Genomic DNA, 14750 nt, shown 5'->3' with positions numbered 1-14750 from the left:
AGAGCGTTGGGGCAGTAAGCGGTACGGAATCATGGTAGGACGGGTCTCGTGATTGTTTTTCGGTCGAACAAATTACATGGCAATGCCGGCGCATGCGGGCGCCGCAGGTACAAAAAAAGCGCTCCGAGGGAGCGCTTTCGTCATGCCGGTCCAGTTTACTGGATCTTGGCTTTCTTCATCAGCTCTTCGCGGAAGGCCGCCAGCTTGCGCTGTTGTACCGCTTCCGCGACTTGCTGCTTGACTTCGGCCAGCGGCGGGATCGTGACGGCGCGCGAATCTTCCAGCTTGATCACGTGGTAGCCGTACTGGGTCTTGACCGGCGCATCGGTCACCTGGCCTTTTTGCAGCGAGGTCATGGCTTTCGAAAACTCGGGCACGAAATTGTCCGGGCTCGCCCAGCCCAGGTCGCCGCCGTTCGCCGCCGAGCCCGGGTCCTTCGATTGCTTGGCCAGGTCTTCGAACTTGGCGCCGCCCTTCAGCTTGGCGATGATGCTCTTGGCATCGGCTTCGTTCTCGACCAGGATATGGCGGGCGTGGTATTCCTTGCCGCCCGATTGCGCCGCCTTGGCCTTGTCGTACTCGGCCTGGATGTCGGCATCCTTGACCGGGTTCTTCTTGACGAAGTCGGCCAGCATGGCGTTGATGATGATGCTCTGGCGGGCATTGTCGATCGCGTTCTTGACGTCCGGACGGGCGCCGACGCCTTGCTTGTCGGCTTCCTGGATCAGGACTTCGCGGTTGATCAGGTCCTTTTTGATCGCTTCGCGCAGTTGCGGGGAGTCGGTGCCCTTGCCCTGGGCAACGACCTGCTTGACCACCTGGTCGACCTTGGACGCCGGGATGGCTTTGCCATTCACGGTCGCCACGTTTTGCGCGAACGACGGCAGCGCGACCATCGCGATCATGGCTAACAAGAGGCGGGCTGGCTTCACAATCATTTATTCGATCCTATGAAAACACGAGAAATGCGACGATCAATACGAACAGTCGCACGAGCGACGAAAACCGGCGGTCGAGCCCGCCGGTAATGCGACATCTTACTGTACCTTGGCCTTCTTGACCATTTCATCCTGGTAGGCGGCCAGCTTCTGCTGCTGCAGCGCTTCCTGGATCTGCGGTTTGACCTCGTCGAGCGTCGGCAGTTTCGCCGGGCGCACGTCGTCCAGCTTGATCACGTGGTAGCCGACCTGCGTCTTGACCGGCTTGTCGGTGACTTGTCCCTTTTGCAGGCCGGTGAAGCCGGCGGCGAATTCCGGCGGGAACGACGACGGGTTGGCCCAGTCGAGGTCGCCGCCATTGCTGGCGGTGCCGGTGTCCTTCGATTGCTTGGCCAGGTCTTCGAACTTGGCGCCGCCCTTCAGCTTGGCGATGATGGCGTTGGCATCGGCTTCGTTTTCCACCAGGATGTGGCGCACGTGGTATTCCTTGTCGCCGCTCTGCTTGGTGAAACGGTCGTACTCGGCCTTGACTTCGGCGTCGGTCACCTGGTGCTTGTTGATGTAGTCGCGCGCCAGGGCGTTCACGACGATGGTCTGGCGGGCGTTTTCCAGCGCCAGCTTGACGTCGGCATTCTTGTCGTAACCTTGCTTGATGGCTTCCTGCATCATCACTTCACGCGCGATCAGGTCTTTCTTGATCGCATCGCGCAGTTGCGGGCCATCGGTGGCCTGGCCTTGTGCAACGACCTGCTTGACGACGGCATCGGCGCGCGACGACGGAATCGCCTTGCCGTTCACGACGGCGAGGTTCTGGGCGAATGCGGGGGCGGTGGCGATAGCGATCAAGGCTACCAGCAGCCGTGCTGGCTTAAAAGTCATGTTCATTCCTGTTGGGGTTGCTTGGACGAGGGATTGGATTAATTCTTGTAATACGCCGCAGATTCTGGAACAGATTACTTAAGGCTGCCTGAAAATCCGCACTGTCAGGACAGTTCGGACGGCGCCAGCGCGGTGATCGCCAGCGCATGGATGTCGGTATGCATCATACCTTGCACGGCATCATACACCAGCCGATGGCGCATGACGAGCCTGAGGCCCTGGAAGCGTTCCGAAACGATCCGCACCCGGTAATGCCCGCCGCCGGAAGCCGCGCCGGCATGGCCGGCGTGCAGGTGCGACTCGTCGTCGACCGCCAGTTCGGCCGGCGCCAGCGCCGCCTGCAGCAGGGCGCGGATGCGCTCGACGCGCGTACTTTTGTCCTGTGCTGCGGCAATTGCGGTATTCATGCGTCCTCCTGGATGTATTTCGACAGCAGCAGCGTCTGCGCCACCACGAAGCCGAAGAAGATGGCGGTGAACCCGAACAGCTTGAAGCTGACCCAGGCCCCGGTATTGCCCTTGAACACGACGAAGGCCATCAGCAGGTTGAGCAGGCCCATGGCGGTGAAGAACCCCATCCAGGCGAAGCCGACCCGCGCCCACAGCGCGTCGGGCAGCTTGATCTGCGCTTCCATCACCTTGCGCACCAGGTTGTTGCCGAACCCGACCTGGGCCACGAACAGCGCCAGCGCGAACGCCCAGTACAGCACGGTCGGCTTCCACTTGATGAAGCTTTCGTCGTGGAAGTAGATGGTGGCGCCGCCGGTGACCACCAGCACCCCCAGCGACAGCCACAGCATGCCGTCCACCTTGCGCCCGCGCGTGATCAGGTAGGCGATCTGGATCATCGTGGCGACGATGCCGACCGCGGTGGCCAGCATGATCGGCGCTTGCTCAAGCGTGACGTTGCCGCCCGAAATCAGGCCGCCCATGTGTTGCATGACCAGCGCGTGCGCGGCCTCCTGGTTGCCGGCGCCCACCTTGTAGACGATGAAGAACAGGATCAGCGGGACCAGGTCGAACAGAAATTTCATATCGGTACGGAATACGGGGTGGACGGACGGCGTGGATCAGGCCGGTTCGAAGCGCATGGACGCCGAGTTGATGCAGTAGCGCAGCCCCGTCGGCGGCGGGCCGTCCTCGAACACGTGGCCCAGGTGGGCGTCGCACACGGCGCAGATGATCTCGGTCCGCACCATGCCGTGCGTGCGGTCGACCTTTTCGATGACGTTGGCCGGATCGAGCGCGCGGAAATAGCTGGGCCAGCCGCAGCCGGACTCGAACTTGGCGTCCGATTCGAACAGCGGGGTGTCGCAGCAGACGCAGTGGTAGATGCCGTGCTCGTGGTGGTCCCAGTACTTGCCGGTGAAGGCGCGCTCGGTGGCGGCGTGGCGCGTCACCTGGTACTGCATCGGATCGAGCTGGGCGCGCCAGTCGGCGTCGCTCTTGGTGACTTTGTCGGTCATGATGGCTTTCGTAAATTGATCGTGGTTCTGAACATCAGGACGAGCGTGCGCTTATTCAAGGGGCGCCCCGTTCACGAGGAGCAACTGACCTCGAGCTGCGCCGCCCAGTCCGGCGGCAGCGCGGCATAGGCGTCGTTTTCCCGCTGATCGTCGAACGGGCGCTCGAGCACCGCCAGCAGGCGCTGGACTTCGCTGAAATCGCCGTCCTGCGCCTTTTCGATTGCGACCTGAGCCAGATAGTTGCGCAAGATGTACTTCGGATTGACGCGGTTCATGGCTGCGCGCCGGCTTGCATCGTCACTATTTTCTTGCAACAAGCGTTCGCGGTAGCGCCCGGCCCAGGCGTCGAAGGCCGGGCGATCGAGGAACAGGTCGCGCAGCGGCGCGTCCAGCGCTTCGCGCGCGGCCGCGTCCATCCCCAGCGCCGTCACGCGCAAGTCGCCCAGGCGGCGGAAGAACAGCGTGAAATCGACGCGGTTGGCCTGCATCAGCTTGAACATGTCGTCGAACAGGGCGCGGTCGTCCTCGGCCACGGTGCCCAGGCCGAGCTTGGCGTGCATCAGTGCGTCGAACTGCTCGCCGTAGGCGTCGACATAGACTTCCAGCGCCGCCTGCGCCGCCTCGACCTCGCCTATCAGCGGCAACAGCGCGTTGGCCAGCGCGTAGCAGTTCCAGTGCCCCACCGGCACCTGGTTGGCGTACGAATAGCGCCCGCCCTGGTCGGTGTGGTTGCAGATGTGGTCGACGTCGAAGGCTTCCATGAAGCCGAACGGGCCATAGTCGAGCGTCAGGCCGAGGATCGACATGTTGTCCGTGTTCATCACGCCGTGCATGAAGCCGACCGCCTGCCAGTGCGCCATCAGGCGCGCGGTGCGGCGCGTGACTTCGGCCAGCAGCGCCAGGTAAGGTTGTTCCTCGTTGCGCAGTTCAGGATAGAAATTGTCGATGACATAGTCCGCCAGGATGCGCAATTCCTCCGGCTTGTTGCGGTAGTGCCAGTGTTCGAACGAACCGAAGCGCACGAAGCTGGGCGCCATGCGCGTCACCACCGACGCCGTCTCCAGCGTCTCGCGCGCCACGCGCTGGTTCGAGCCGGTGATGACGAGGGCGCGCGTGGTCGGGATACCGAGCGCGGCCATGGCCTCCGAGCACAGGAATTCGCGGATCGACGAGCGCAGCACCGCGCGGCCGTCGCCCATGCGCGAATACGGCGTCATGCCGGCGCCCTTCAATTGCAGCTCCATCGGGCCGCCCGGCGTGCGCATCCCGCCCAGCAGGATGGCGCGGCCGTCGCCCAGTTGCCCGGCCCAGTGGCCGAACTGGTGGCCGGAATACACGGCGGACAAGGGTTTGGCGCGCGGCGGCACGTGGTTGCCGCTGAACACGGCGACCATGTCCTCATGCGCCAGGTCGGCCGGGTCGAGCCCGACCAGCGCCGCCGCCTTGCTGCTGGCGGCGACGAAATACGGCGCGGGCAGCGGCGTCGGCATCAGGCGCGTGTGGAAGGCGGGTGGCAATTCGGCAAAGGAATTGTCCAGTGGCAGGTCGTCGGCAGTGATGGCGGTTCCAGTGGCGTCAGGGTCGGAAAGATGACGCGATTCTACCGTACCCGGCGTTTTTTGCCTGCGGACGCGTGGCGCAGGGGAATGCATGTGCCTGCCGGCACCGGCGGGCAGGGCTGGTACACTTCCGGATCGTCACATGAAGGATGATCGAATCGAGATGAAGAACCGTTCGAATGGCGGCCTGGTGTATTCCACGGAAAGCGGCCGCATGTGCCCGGCGTGCGGCCAGCCGGCGGCGCAGTGCCTTTGCCGGGCCGCGGACCGGGCCGCGCCGGTGGGCGACGGCGTGGTGCGCGTGTCGCGCCAGAGCAAGGGGCGCGGCGGCAAGACCGTCACGCTGGTCAAGGGCGTGGCGCTGGATGCGATCGCGCTGGCCGCGCTCGGCAAGCAGCTGCGCACGGCCTGCGGGTCGGGCGGCACCGTCAAGGATGGGGTGATCGAGGTGCAGGGCGACCATTGTGATGTGGTCATGCAGACGCTCGGGAAACTCGGCCATGCCGCCAAGCGTGCCGGCGGCTGAAACGATGCGCGGCATCGCTCGGAAAAGGCATCCGCCGACACCTGCCGGGCGCTAGCCGTCGCTGCGCAGCGCCGCGATCGGGTCCAGCGCCGCCGCCTGGCGCGCCGGATAGACGCCGAACGCCAGCCCCACCGCCACGCACGACAGCACCGCGGCCAGCAGGCCGGGCAGCGACCATGCCACCGACCAGCCGGCCAGCGCGGCGATGCCGTAGGCGACGGCGGCGCCGAGCGCCACGCCCAGCAGCGCGCCGCTGACGGCGATTACCAGCGCCTCGGCCAGGAACTGCTGCACCACGTCGCGGCGGCGTGCGCCCAGCGCCCGTTTCAGGCCGATCTCGCGATGGCGCTCCAGCACGTTGGCCAGCATGATGTTCATGATGCCGATGCCGCCCACCAGCAGCGACACCCCCGCGATCGAACTCATGACGATGGTGAAGATGCGCTGGGTCTGCTGGTTCTGGCGGTACAGGCCCATCGGCACGATCAGGTTGGTGTCGTCGACGCCGCCGTGGCGCTGGGCGACGAGCGCCTGCAGCACGCGCGCGGCGCCGTCCGGCGCGGTGGCGCCGTCGAGCTGCACGCTGATGCCGTCGACCTCGTCCTCGATGCGCTTGAAGCCGAAGCGCGCGCGCGCGCTTTCCCAGGGCACGAACAGGCGCTCGTCGTCCTGCCCCAGCTTGACGCCCTCGAACTCGGCCTTGCTGGGCGTGCGCTCGGCCAGCACGCCGACCACCTGCAGCCACACGTGATTCAGCTTGACGCGCTGGCCCAGCGCCGGCGCCGCGCCGAACAGCGTGCGCGCCAGGCGCGCGCCCAGCACGCACACCGGCGCCAGCGTGGCGGCGTCGGCCGGGGCCAGCCAGCGGCCCGCCTTCAGCGCCAGGCTGCCGTGCGCGGCGTATGCCTGCGACACCGCGAACGCGCGCGCATCGACCACCCGTTCGCCGAAGGCCAGCTGGTCGACCTTGATTTCCTTTTTCAAGGCCACCGAGCGCGCGCCCGGCACCACCGCCAGCGCCGCCGCGCCGTCCGCGGCCGACAGGCCCAGCGAGCGCGTGCGCACTTCCTTGAGCCGCTCGGCGTCGATGTTCTTGCTTTCGACCAGCACGTTGTTCAGTCCCAGTTCCGCCACCAGGCGCAGCGCTTCGCGCCGGCTGCCTTCGCCGACCGCCAGCATGGCGACGATGGCGCCGACGCCGAAGATCATGCCCAGCAGCGTGAGGCCGGTACGCAATTTGCGCCGCCGCAGCTCGGCGACGGCTTCCAGCAGGAGCGCCCGGTTCATGCCTTGCCTTCCGCCGGCGGCACCAGCACCACGCGCGCGCCGGCGTGCAGGCCGTCCTTGATTTCGCTGCGCACCGGGCCGCGCTGGCCCAGGACGATCCGCTGCTTGCGCAAGTGTCCGCCATCGTCGGTGTACACGGCGTGGAAGGCGCCATCCTGCACCACGGCGATGTTCGGCACCGTCAGCGCCGCCGCGCGCGCCACCAGGCGCACCGCGCCGTGCAGCGCCTGGCCGGGCTTGAGTCCCAGGCGCCGCACCGTGTCGACATCGATGGCGGCGTCGAAATCGCTGTACTTGACCGGCGACTCGGGCGAGATGGCGCTGGCGCTGCTGCCAACCCGCGTCACCGTCAGGTCCAGTTCCATCCCGGTGCCGGCCAGGCGCACCCGCACCGGCAGGCCCGGCTTGAGGCCGTAGGCCTGGCCTTCGGCGACGTTGAAGTGGGCCACCATCCGTTCCAGGTCCGGCAACGCGCCGAATTCCTCGCCGGCCATCTGGTTGGCGCCCACCTGCGGCTTGCTGCCGTCCCAGCGCGCCGCCTGCAGGAACACGCCGTCGTGCGGCGCCACCAGTTCCAGCGACGCCAGGCTGTCGCGCTTCTGGGCGGCGCCCTGGGCCACGCTGTCGCGCTGCGAGTGCAGCACGGCTTCCTGGGCGGCATTGCGGGTCGTGGCCTGGCCGCCTTTCCACGCCAGGTAGCCGCGCTTCTCGGTCAGGAAGCCGACATCGGCCAGCGCATCCAGGATGGTGTTGCGCGCAAAGACGCTCAGGTCGACGTTGGCGTAGCGCCGGCTCAGGCCGAGATCGTCCTCGACTTTGGCACGCTCGCCCGCCAGCACGCCGCGCTCGACGGCGGCATTCTGGCGGCTGGCTTCCTCGGCCAGGGTCTTGCGCAGCAGTTCTTCTTCGGCCTGGGACAATTCCATGCGCGTCTGCGGCGCGTCGAAGCGTGCCACCACCTGGCCCTTGCGCACGCTGCTGCCGTCGGCCACCATCTCCACCAGCACGCGGCTGCTCCAGCCGTTGCCGGGCACCGCCAGCGGCGTGTTGGCGGCGGCCTTGATCTCGCCTTCGGCTTCCAGGGTTTCGTTCCAGGCGCGTGCGGCCAGGAGTTCGGCGGGGGCGGCGCCGGAGGGCGCGGCGTCGCAGGCGCATAGCAGCGCCGCCACGACGCCTGCCCGCAGCGCGGCGATCGCCATCGCGCGGGACGGCTCGGGAGTGAAAGGCATCGTTTCCTTCATGGTCGGATCAGGCGCGCACCAGTTCTACCTGGACGGCGGCGCCGGGTTTCAGGTCTTTCGGCGGCGTGTCGAATTCGAGCCGGATGTCGCGCACCACGGTCGATTGCGCCGCCGATTTGCCGTGGAAGGCATTGCCCAGGGTGCTGACCCGCGCCGGCAGCGACTGGCGCGTCCCGGGCACCGTCACGCGCGCCGCCTGGCCCGGCCTGAGCCCGGCGGCCTGCGCTTCCGGCACCTTGGCGTCGACGCACAACTGGTCGGTGTCGGCCAGGGTCGCGACCGACATGCCCATCCATACCTGGCTGCCGGTGGCGAATTTGCTGCCGTTGAAGTCGTTCCGGTACAGCACCAGGCCGCGCCGCGGCGCCTTTACCGTCAGCCCGGCCTGGCCCTTGAGCAGGCCGGCGATCTGGTGGCGCAGCTGCGTGACGTCGGCCTGCAGGGCGGCGCGCTCGGCCTGGCGCGTGCGCCGCTGCGCCTCGGCCTGGCGCTGCGCCAGCCTGGCCAGCTGCGTTTTCTCGGTGCGTTCGATCACCAGCTTGTCGTAGTCGACGCGGCGCACCAGTTCCTTCGGCTGGCTGGCCTTGCGCTCGGCCTTGTCGGCATTGCTGAGCGCCTCGGCCTGCGCCAGCACGCCGCTGCGGTCCGCTTCCGCCTGCTCCAGCAGCAGCTTTTCCAGCGCCCGCTCGCGTTCCTTGAGCGCGCCTTGCTGGGTGACCAGCTGGTTGCGCACTTCCTCGGCTTCGAACACGGCGATCGGCTGCCCCTGTTCCACCATCATGCCTTCGGGCGCGAGCGTGGCCAGCTTGTATTGCCAGACGTTGGGAATCGTCGGCGGCGCCACCGGCATGGTCCGGCGCGAGGCGATCTCGCCCTCGACGACCAGCGCGCCGGCGGCCGCAGCCGTGGCCGGCCGCCCGGTGTGCGCCGCCGCGTCCGGCGCTCCCGGCGCTCCCGGCACGATCAGCGCGCTCATGCCCGCCACCAGCGGCAAGCCGTGGCGTTCCGGCAGGGCGATCCGGACCCGGAAGTAGCGGCCCAGCCCCCAGCGCGGACGCGCTTCCGGCGCGCTGGTGATGCTGGCGACCCGGCCTTCCAGCACCGTGCCCGGCAAGGCGTCGAAGCGCACGCCGACCGCCTGGGCATCGCGCAGGTAGGGACGGTCCGCTTCCAGCACCCAGGCGGTCACGCCCATGCGGCCGTTGCCGACCACGGCGCCGGCGACATTGCCCGGCCAGACGGAGCTGCCTTCGTCGACCCGTTCGCCGTTGAAGGGACTGTAGCCATGCACCACCACGCCGTCGTGCGCGGCACGCACTTCCGCCTGCGCCAGCTGGGCGACCTGGAAGGCCTGGTTGATCTGCAGTTTCTTGACCTCGAGTTCGCCGTCCTGGCGGCGCCGCTCGACGGCCCGGCCGGCATTCTGCAAGCCATCCTGCTTGATGGCGAAATCGCGGGTGGCGCGGTCCAGCTCGGCCTGGTAGCGATCGTAATTCAACAGGCCGATCTGTTCCTTGGGCAGGGCCGCCTCGACCTTGGCCTTGTCCAGCGCGGCCCTGGCGCTGACCAGCGCCTTGTCGGCCTCGACCGCCGCCACTTCCAGCTTGGCGGTCTCGCTGGCGGCGTTGGCGCGGGTGCGCTCCAGCTCCGCCTTGAGACGGTCGGGGTCGGCGGCGCCACCGACTTCGATACGCAGCACCAGGTCGCCGGCCCTGGCGTGGCTGCCTTCGGCGAGGAAGTTGCGCAGCACCACCGGCGAATTGTTCGACGGCGGCACGAACACGGTCTGCGAATCCAGCGCGTCGACTTCGCCGGTAATCAGGACCGGGCGCGCATCGGGTGTGGCGGCCGGCGTTCCGGCGGCCGGCGATCCGGCGGCCGGCGATCCGGCGGCCGGCGATCCGGCGGCCGGCGACCCGGCGGCCGGCGACCCGGCGGCCGGGACGCTGGCGACGTTCGCTGCCGGCGTGCCGGCCGCGTTCCAGGCATAGGCGAGGGCGGCGGCGCCCGCCAGCGCCAGCGCCGCACCCGGCACGACCAGGCGGCGCAGCCTCATGCGCGGTCGGCCGCGATGCGGCCGTCGTGCAGGTGGATGGTGCGCTGCGCGCGCGCGGCGATCGCCGGATCGTGCGTGATCAGCACCATGGTCTGGCCGCCGGCGTGCAGCTCGCCCAGCAGGGCCATGACGTCGGCGGCGCTGGCGGAATCGAGGTTGCCGGTGGGCTCGTCGGCCAGCAGCAGGGCCGGCTGGTTCAGCAGCGCGCGCGCGATGGCGGCGCGCTGGAGCTGCCCGCCGGAGAGCTGGCCCGGCAGATGGTCGATGCGCCGGCCCAGGCCGATGCGCTCGAGCAGCGCGCGGGCGCGCGCGCCGGCCTGCGCATCCGGCTGGCGCGCATAGCGCTGCGGCAGCAGCACGTTTTCCAGCACCGTCAGGCGCGGCAGCAGGTGGAAGGATTGGAACACGAAGCCGATGCGGCGGTTGCGCACGTCGGATGCGGCGTCGTCGTCGAGCGCGCTGATCTCGTCCTGCGCCAGGCGGTAGCGGCCGCTGTCCGGACGGTCCAGGCCGCCCAGCACGTTCAGCAGCGTCGACTTGCCCGAGCCGGACGGTCCCATCACGGCGACGAACTGGCCCGGCGCCACGTGCAGGTCGATGCCGTTCAGCGCATGGATGTCGCTGCCGCCCTGGCGGTAGGTCTTGCGGACTTGATGGAGTTCGATCATGCGCAAAAGTATCCTGAGAGCATGGCTGTTTGTCAATTATTAAAAGCGACAGCCGGTATTTTTTCGCGCAGGGGGCAGTTTATGCCGGACGCGTGAATGTTGGTGAGTTTTGCGGACCCGGGAGCTGCTACAGTGGGCGTTTCGAGAGGGAGTACCGATGCGCCTGACCATTGCCGCCCTGGCGGCCTGCCTGGCCTGCGCCGCCGCCGGCGCCCAGGAACAACCGACGTACCGGCTGAAACGCGACACGCCGTCCGCCGGCACCCTGCTGCGCAGTACCGGCGCCACCTCGACCATGCCGTTCGACAAACCCTACGCCGCGCTGACGCCGGCGCAGCAAGCCAGCCTGAAGGCGCAATACGAATCGATGGGACCCGGCGACGAGCCGCCCTATCCGGCGCAAGGTACCCGGCATATCTGGCAAGCGCTGATCAAGGCGGGCGACCGCTATGACGAGCATGGCGTGGTCAGCATCGTGGTCGACGTCGATGCCACCGGGACGGCGACCAGGGCGACGGTGCTCAAGGCGCCCGGCAAGCAGCTGGCCACCTACATGTCGATGATCCTGCTGAAGGAGCGCTACAAGAGCGCATTGTGCGGCGGCGCGGCGTGCTCGCAGCAGTTCCGCTTCGATGCCGGGTGGGTGGACGGATAGGCGCAGGCGTATAGTGAACGGATTGCCACAACACCAAGAACAGGGAGACCCATGAGCGCCGATTACGCAGTGCGCGGCAACGTCGCCGTCATCACCTTGAACAACCCGCCGGTCAACGGCCTCGGCCTGGCCACGCGCGCCGCCGCCGTCGATGCGCTGCAGCGCGCCGCCGCGGACGACGCGGTCGAGGCCATCGTCCTGATGGGCGCCGGCAAGGCATTCTCGGGCGGAGCGGACATCCGCGAATTCAATTCGCCCAAGGCGCTCACCGAGCCGACCCTGCACACCCTGATCCGCACGGTGGAGGCGTCGCCGAAGCCGGTGGTGGCGGCGATCCACGCCGTGTGCATGGGCGGCGGGCTGGAACTGGCGCTGGGCGCGCACTACCGGGTAGCGCTGCCGGGCGCGCGCATCGCGCTGCCGGAGGTGAAACTCGGCCTGCTGCCGGGCGCCGGCGGTACCCAGCGCCTGCCGCGCGTGCTGGGCCTGGCGCCGGCGCTGGAGATGATCGTGTCCGGCAAGCCGGCCATGTCCGAGCAGCTGGCGGATACGCCGTTGTCCGCGGGGTTGTTTGATGAGCTGCTGGCGCCCGGCAGCGACCTGGCCGAGGGCGCCGTCGCGTTCGCGCGCCGCATCGCCGCCGTGCGCCCGCTGCCGCGGGTGCGCGATCGCCTGGTCGAACAGGCCGACCTGCCGGCGTTCCTGGTGGCGGCGCGCGCCAGGGTGACGGCCGCCGCCGGGCCGTTCCCGGCGCCGCTGGCCTGCCTGGAGGCGGTGGCGGCCTCCGCCACCATGCCGTTCGAGGAAGGCCTGGCGTTCGAGCGCGAGCGCTTTCTGGCGCTGACCCGCACGGTCGAATCGAAGGCGCTGCGCCACGCCTTTTTCGCCGAGCGCGCCGCCGCCAAGGTGCCCGACGTGCCTGCCGATACGCCGGCGCGGCCAGTCGAACGCGCCGCCGTGGTCGGCGCCGGCACCATGGGCGGCGGGATCGCGCTTGCCCTGGTCAACGCCGGCATCCCGGTGACCCTGCTGGAAACCCGCCAGGACGCGCTGGACAAGGGCGTGGCCGGCATCCGCAAGCAGCTCGAAACGGCCGCCGCCAAGGGCAGACTCAGCGCCGAGCAAGTGCAGCAGCGCCTGGCGCTGGTGATGCCGACGCTGGCGTACGAGGACATCGCCGCCTGCGACCTCGCGATCGAGGCCGTGTTCGAAGACCTCGGCGTCAAGGAAACCGTGTTCCGCCGCCTGGACGCCGTCATGAAGCCGGGCGCGATCCTGGCGTCGAACACCTCGACCCTGGACCTGGACCGCATCGCCGCCTTTACCCGGCGCCCGCAGGACGTGATCGGCCTGCATTTCTTCAGCCCGGCCAACGTGATGAAGCTGCTCGAGATCGTGCGTGGCCAGCACACCGGCAAGGACGTGCTGGCCACCGCGCTGGCGCTGGCCAAGCGGCTCGGCAAGACCGGCGTGGTGGCCGGCGTGTGCGATGGCTTCATCGGCAACCGCATGGTGGAACAGTACCTGCGCCAGGCCGGCTTCCTGCTCGACGAGGGCGCGCTGCCGCAGCAGGTCGACGCCGCCATCGAGCGCTTCGGCTTCGCCATGGGGCCATTCCGCATGAGCGACCTGGCCGGCAACGACATCGGCTGGGCGATCCGCAAGCGCCGCCGCCAAGAGATGCCGGACGTGCGCTACTCGCGCACGGCCGACCTGCTGTGCGAGGGAGGCCGCTTCGGCCAGAAGAGCGGCGCCGGCTGGTACGACTACCGGCCGGGCGAGCGTACCGCGCAGCCGTCGGCGGCGGTGGAACAGATGATCGTGCGCCATTCGGCCGAACTCGGCATCGAACGGCGCGCCATCGCGGACGAAGAGATCGTCGAGCGCCTGGTCTATGCGCTGGTGAACGAGGGCGCGCGCATCCTGGAGGAGGGCATCGCCCAGCGCGCGTCCGACATCGACATGGTGTATTTGTCCGGCTATGGCTTTCCGCTGCAGCGGGGCGGCCCGATGTTTTACGCGGACACGGTCGGCTTGCCGGCGGTGCTGGCGGCGGCCGAGCGTTTCGCCCAGGGATACCAGGGCGATGCGTGGCGGCCGGCGCCGCTGCTGGTGCGGTTGGTGGCGGAAGGTAAAAACTTCAACGGCTGACGCGCCGTCAGGGGCGGCATTCCCCGGATGCGCACAAGGTCACCCGCATGCTAGGCTCCGTGATACCTTGGTCAACAGAGCCGCCCCGCGGAACCGAATTTGAAGAATGCCCTCCTGATCGCCACCGCGTGCCTGCTGGCGCTGCTGTCCACCACCGGCGCCTCGCTGCCGTACCCGATCCTGCCGCCGCTGTTCGTGCACGGCGCGGCGGACGGCTTCACCAACTTCCTCGGCTTGCCGCCCAAGCTGCTGTTCGCGCTGGCGCTGATGGTCAATCCGGTCGGCCTGCTGATCGGCACTTCGGTGCTGGGTTCGTTGTCCGACCGCTTCGGCCGCCGCCCGCTGTTGCTGGGCACCACCGCGGGCGCCGCCATCGGCCACACGCTGACGGCATGGGCGCTGGCGCGTGGTTCCTATCCGCTGTTCCTGCTGGCGCGCTTCGGCACCGGCCTGCTCGAAGGGCAGAGCGCGATCGTGCGTGCCATGCTGGCCGAGCGCCTGCAGGGACCGATCCGCAACCACGCGCTGTCGTGGCTGAACGGCGCGCTGACGCTGGGCTGGCTGTTCGGGCCGCTGCTGGCGGGGTTCACGGTCGGTTTCGGCGTCACGGTGCCGTTCTATATCGCCGCCGCGGCGCTGGCGCTGGGCGCGCTGCTGGTACTGCTGGCGCTGGAGCGCCGGCCGCAGGCGGCCGGACCGTCCTGGTGGCGCGTGGCGCGCGAACGCCACGCCTTCAACCTGCTGCGCCATCCGGGCCTGCGCACGCTGTTCGGCGTGCAGCTGGCCTACACCTGCGGCGTCACCGCGTTCTACGAGTTCTATCCGCTGTGGCTGGTGGAGGTCGGCCACTACGGCGCCCGCTCGATCGCGCTGGTGAACGTCGCCATGTGCGCCCTGATGAGCTTTTCGGCGCTGTTCGCCGGGCGCCAGAGCAGCGCCGAGCCGCTCGGGCGCGCCGCTTGCCTGGCCGGCGGCGTGGCGCTGGCGATCGCCTCGCTCGGCGCCGGGCATTTGTGGATCGGCATCGCCGGCATCATGGCCTTCGGGCTGCCGCACGCGTTCTACAACGCGGTGGTGCAGGCCTGGGCGGCGGACCGCTTCGGCGCCGGCCATGGCCAGGGCGCGGTGATGGGGCTGCTGTCCACCACCTTTTGCCTGGCCAACATCCTGATGGCGGCGGCCGGCGCCGTGCTGACCCTGTTCGACACGCGCCTGGTGCTGGTGCTCGGCGCGCTGCTGACGGCGTGGGCGGCCACGCGCATGCGCGCGTGGAGCAGGGAATCACTGCCGGCCGCGGCGCCGCAGGCCGAGTAGCGCGGCCTCCC

At 68.7% G+C, this 14750-nt stretch carries 14 protein-coding genes; 4 read left to right on the top strand and 10 right to left on the bottom strand.

What is annotated here, in order from left to right; genetic code table 11:
* Positions 1-155: 155 nt before the first annotated feature.
* From HH212_RS22125 to HH212_RS22100, 6 genes are all read right to left on the bottom strand, one after another.
* Positions 156-938, bottom strand: a complete 783-nt coding sequence (locus HH212_RS22125; RefSeq protein WP_170204473.1) for a peptidylprolyl isomerase — start codon at positions 936-938, stop codon at positions 156-158.
* A 99-nt stretch (positions 939-1037) separates the two neighbouring features.
* Positions 1038-1817 carry a peptidylprolyl isomerase gene (locus HH212_RS22120; protein ID WP_170204472.1) on the bottom strand — a complete coding sequence of 260 codons (780 nt, stop codon included), beginning with the start codon at positions 1815-1817 and terminating at the stop codon, positions 1038-1040.
* A gap of 104 nt (positions 1818-1921) precedes the next feature.
* Complete coding sequence (locus HH212_RS22115; protein WP_170204471.1) at positions 1922-2224, bottom strand: BolA family protein; 303 nt, start codon at positions 2222-2224, stop codon at positions 1922-1924.
* The gene (locus tag HH212_RS22110) at positions 2221-2850 is read right to left on the bottom strand and encodes a septation protein A (RefSeq protein WP_170204470.1); all 630 of its coding nucleotides are present in this window, start codon (positions 2848-2850) and stop codon (positions 2221-2223) included. The genes HH212_RS22115 and HH212_RS22110 overlap by 4 nt, the downstream gene beginning before the upstream one ends.
* 36 nt (positions 2851-2886) lie before the next feature.
* Positions 2887-3282: a peptide-methionine (R)-S-oxide reductase MsrB gene (gene msrB / locus HH212_RS22105; RefSeq protein ID WP_170204469.1), complete on the bottom strand. Its 396-nt coding sequence runs from the start codon at positions 3280-3282 to the stop codon at positions 2887-2889.
* 71 nt (positions 3283-3353) lie between these two features.
* Positions 3354-4934, bottom strand: coding sequence for a protein adenylyltransferase SelO (locus tag HH212_RS22100; RefSeq protein ID WP_170204468.1), 1581 nt, complete (start codon positions 4932-4934; stop codon positions 3354-3356).
* Between the two features lie 70 nt (positions 4935-5004).
* Between HH212_RS22100 and HH212_RS22095 the strand changes: the two genes are divergently transcribed.
* Positions 5005-5367, top strand: a complete 363-nt coding sequence (locus HH212_RS22095; RefSeq protein WP_170205616.1) for a translation initiation factor Sui1 — start codon at positions 5005-5007, stop codon at positions 5365-5367.
* A 51-nt stretch (positions 5368-5418) separates the two neighbouring features.
* Here the strand turns inward: HH212_RS22095 and HH212_RS22090 are convergent, their stop codons facing one another.
* Genes HH212_RS22090 through HH212_RS22075 form a run of 4 tightly spaced genes read right to left on the bottom strand, consistent with a single transcriptional unit; the run spans position 5419 to position 10619 of the window.
* A complete protein-coding gene (locus tag HH212_RS22090; RefSeq protein WP_170204467.1) occupies positions 5419-6654 on the bottom strand; it encodes an ABC transporter permease in 1236 nt (411 codons plus the stop codon).
* Positions 6651-7883 (bottom strand): efflux RND transporter periplasmic adaptor subunit, encoded by a 1233-nt coding sequence (locus tag HH212_RS22085; RefSeq protein ID WP_229217406.1) that lies wholly within the window; start codon positions 7881-7883, stop codon positions 6651-6653. Before HH212_RS22085 ends, HH212_RS22090 begins: the two co-directional genes overlap by 4 nt.
* 19 nt (positions 7884-7902) lie before the next feature.
* Entirely contained in the window at positions 7903-9951 is a 2049-nt protein-coding gene (locus HH212_RS22080) for an HlyD family secretion protein (protein WP_170204466.1), read from the bottom strand.
* Positions 9948-10619 (bottom strand): ABC transporter ATP-binding protein, encoded by a 672-nt coding sequence (locus HH212_RS22075; RefSeq protein WP_170204465.1) that lies wholly within the window; start codon positions 10617-10619, stop codon positions 9948-9950. Before HH212_RS22075 ends, HH212_RS22080 begins: the two co-directional genes overlap by 4 nt.
* Positions 10620-10776: 157 nt before the next feature.
* Here HH212_RS22075 and HH212_RS22070 point away from each other — a divergent pair, with 157 nt between their 5' ends.
* The 3 genes from HH212_RS22070 (at position 10777) to HH212_RS22060 (ending at position 14739) form a co-directional block, all read left to right on the top strand.
* Positions 10777-11274, top strand: coding sequence for a hypothetical protein (locus tag HH212_RS22070; protein ID WP_170204464.1), 498 nt, complete (start codon positions 10777-10779; stop codon positions 11272-11274).
* Between the two features lie 51 nt (positions 11275-11325).
* Positions 11326-13425, top strand: a complete 2100-nt coding sequence (locus HH212_RS22065; RefSeq protein ID WP_170204463.1) for a 3-hydroxyacyl-CoA dehydrogenase NAD-binding domain-containing protein — start codon at positions 11326-11328, stop codon at positions 13423-13425.
* A gap of 99 nt (positions 13426-13524) precedes the next feature.
* On the top strand, positions 13525-14739 hold the full coding sequence (locus HH212_RS22060) for an MFS transporter (protein ID WP_170204462.1): 1215 nt from the start codon (positions 13525-13527) through the stop codon (positions 14737-14739).
* Positions 14740-14750: the final 11 nt, after the last annotated feature.

The sequence above is a fragment of the Massilia forsythiae genome (genome assembly GCF_012849555.1).
Lineage (GTDB): Bacteria > Pseudomonadota > Gammaproteobacteria > Burkholderiales > Burkholderiaceae_D > Telluria > Telluria forsythiae.
This window is presented reverse-complemented; position numbering and strand designations above follow the sequence as displayed.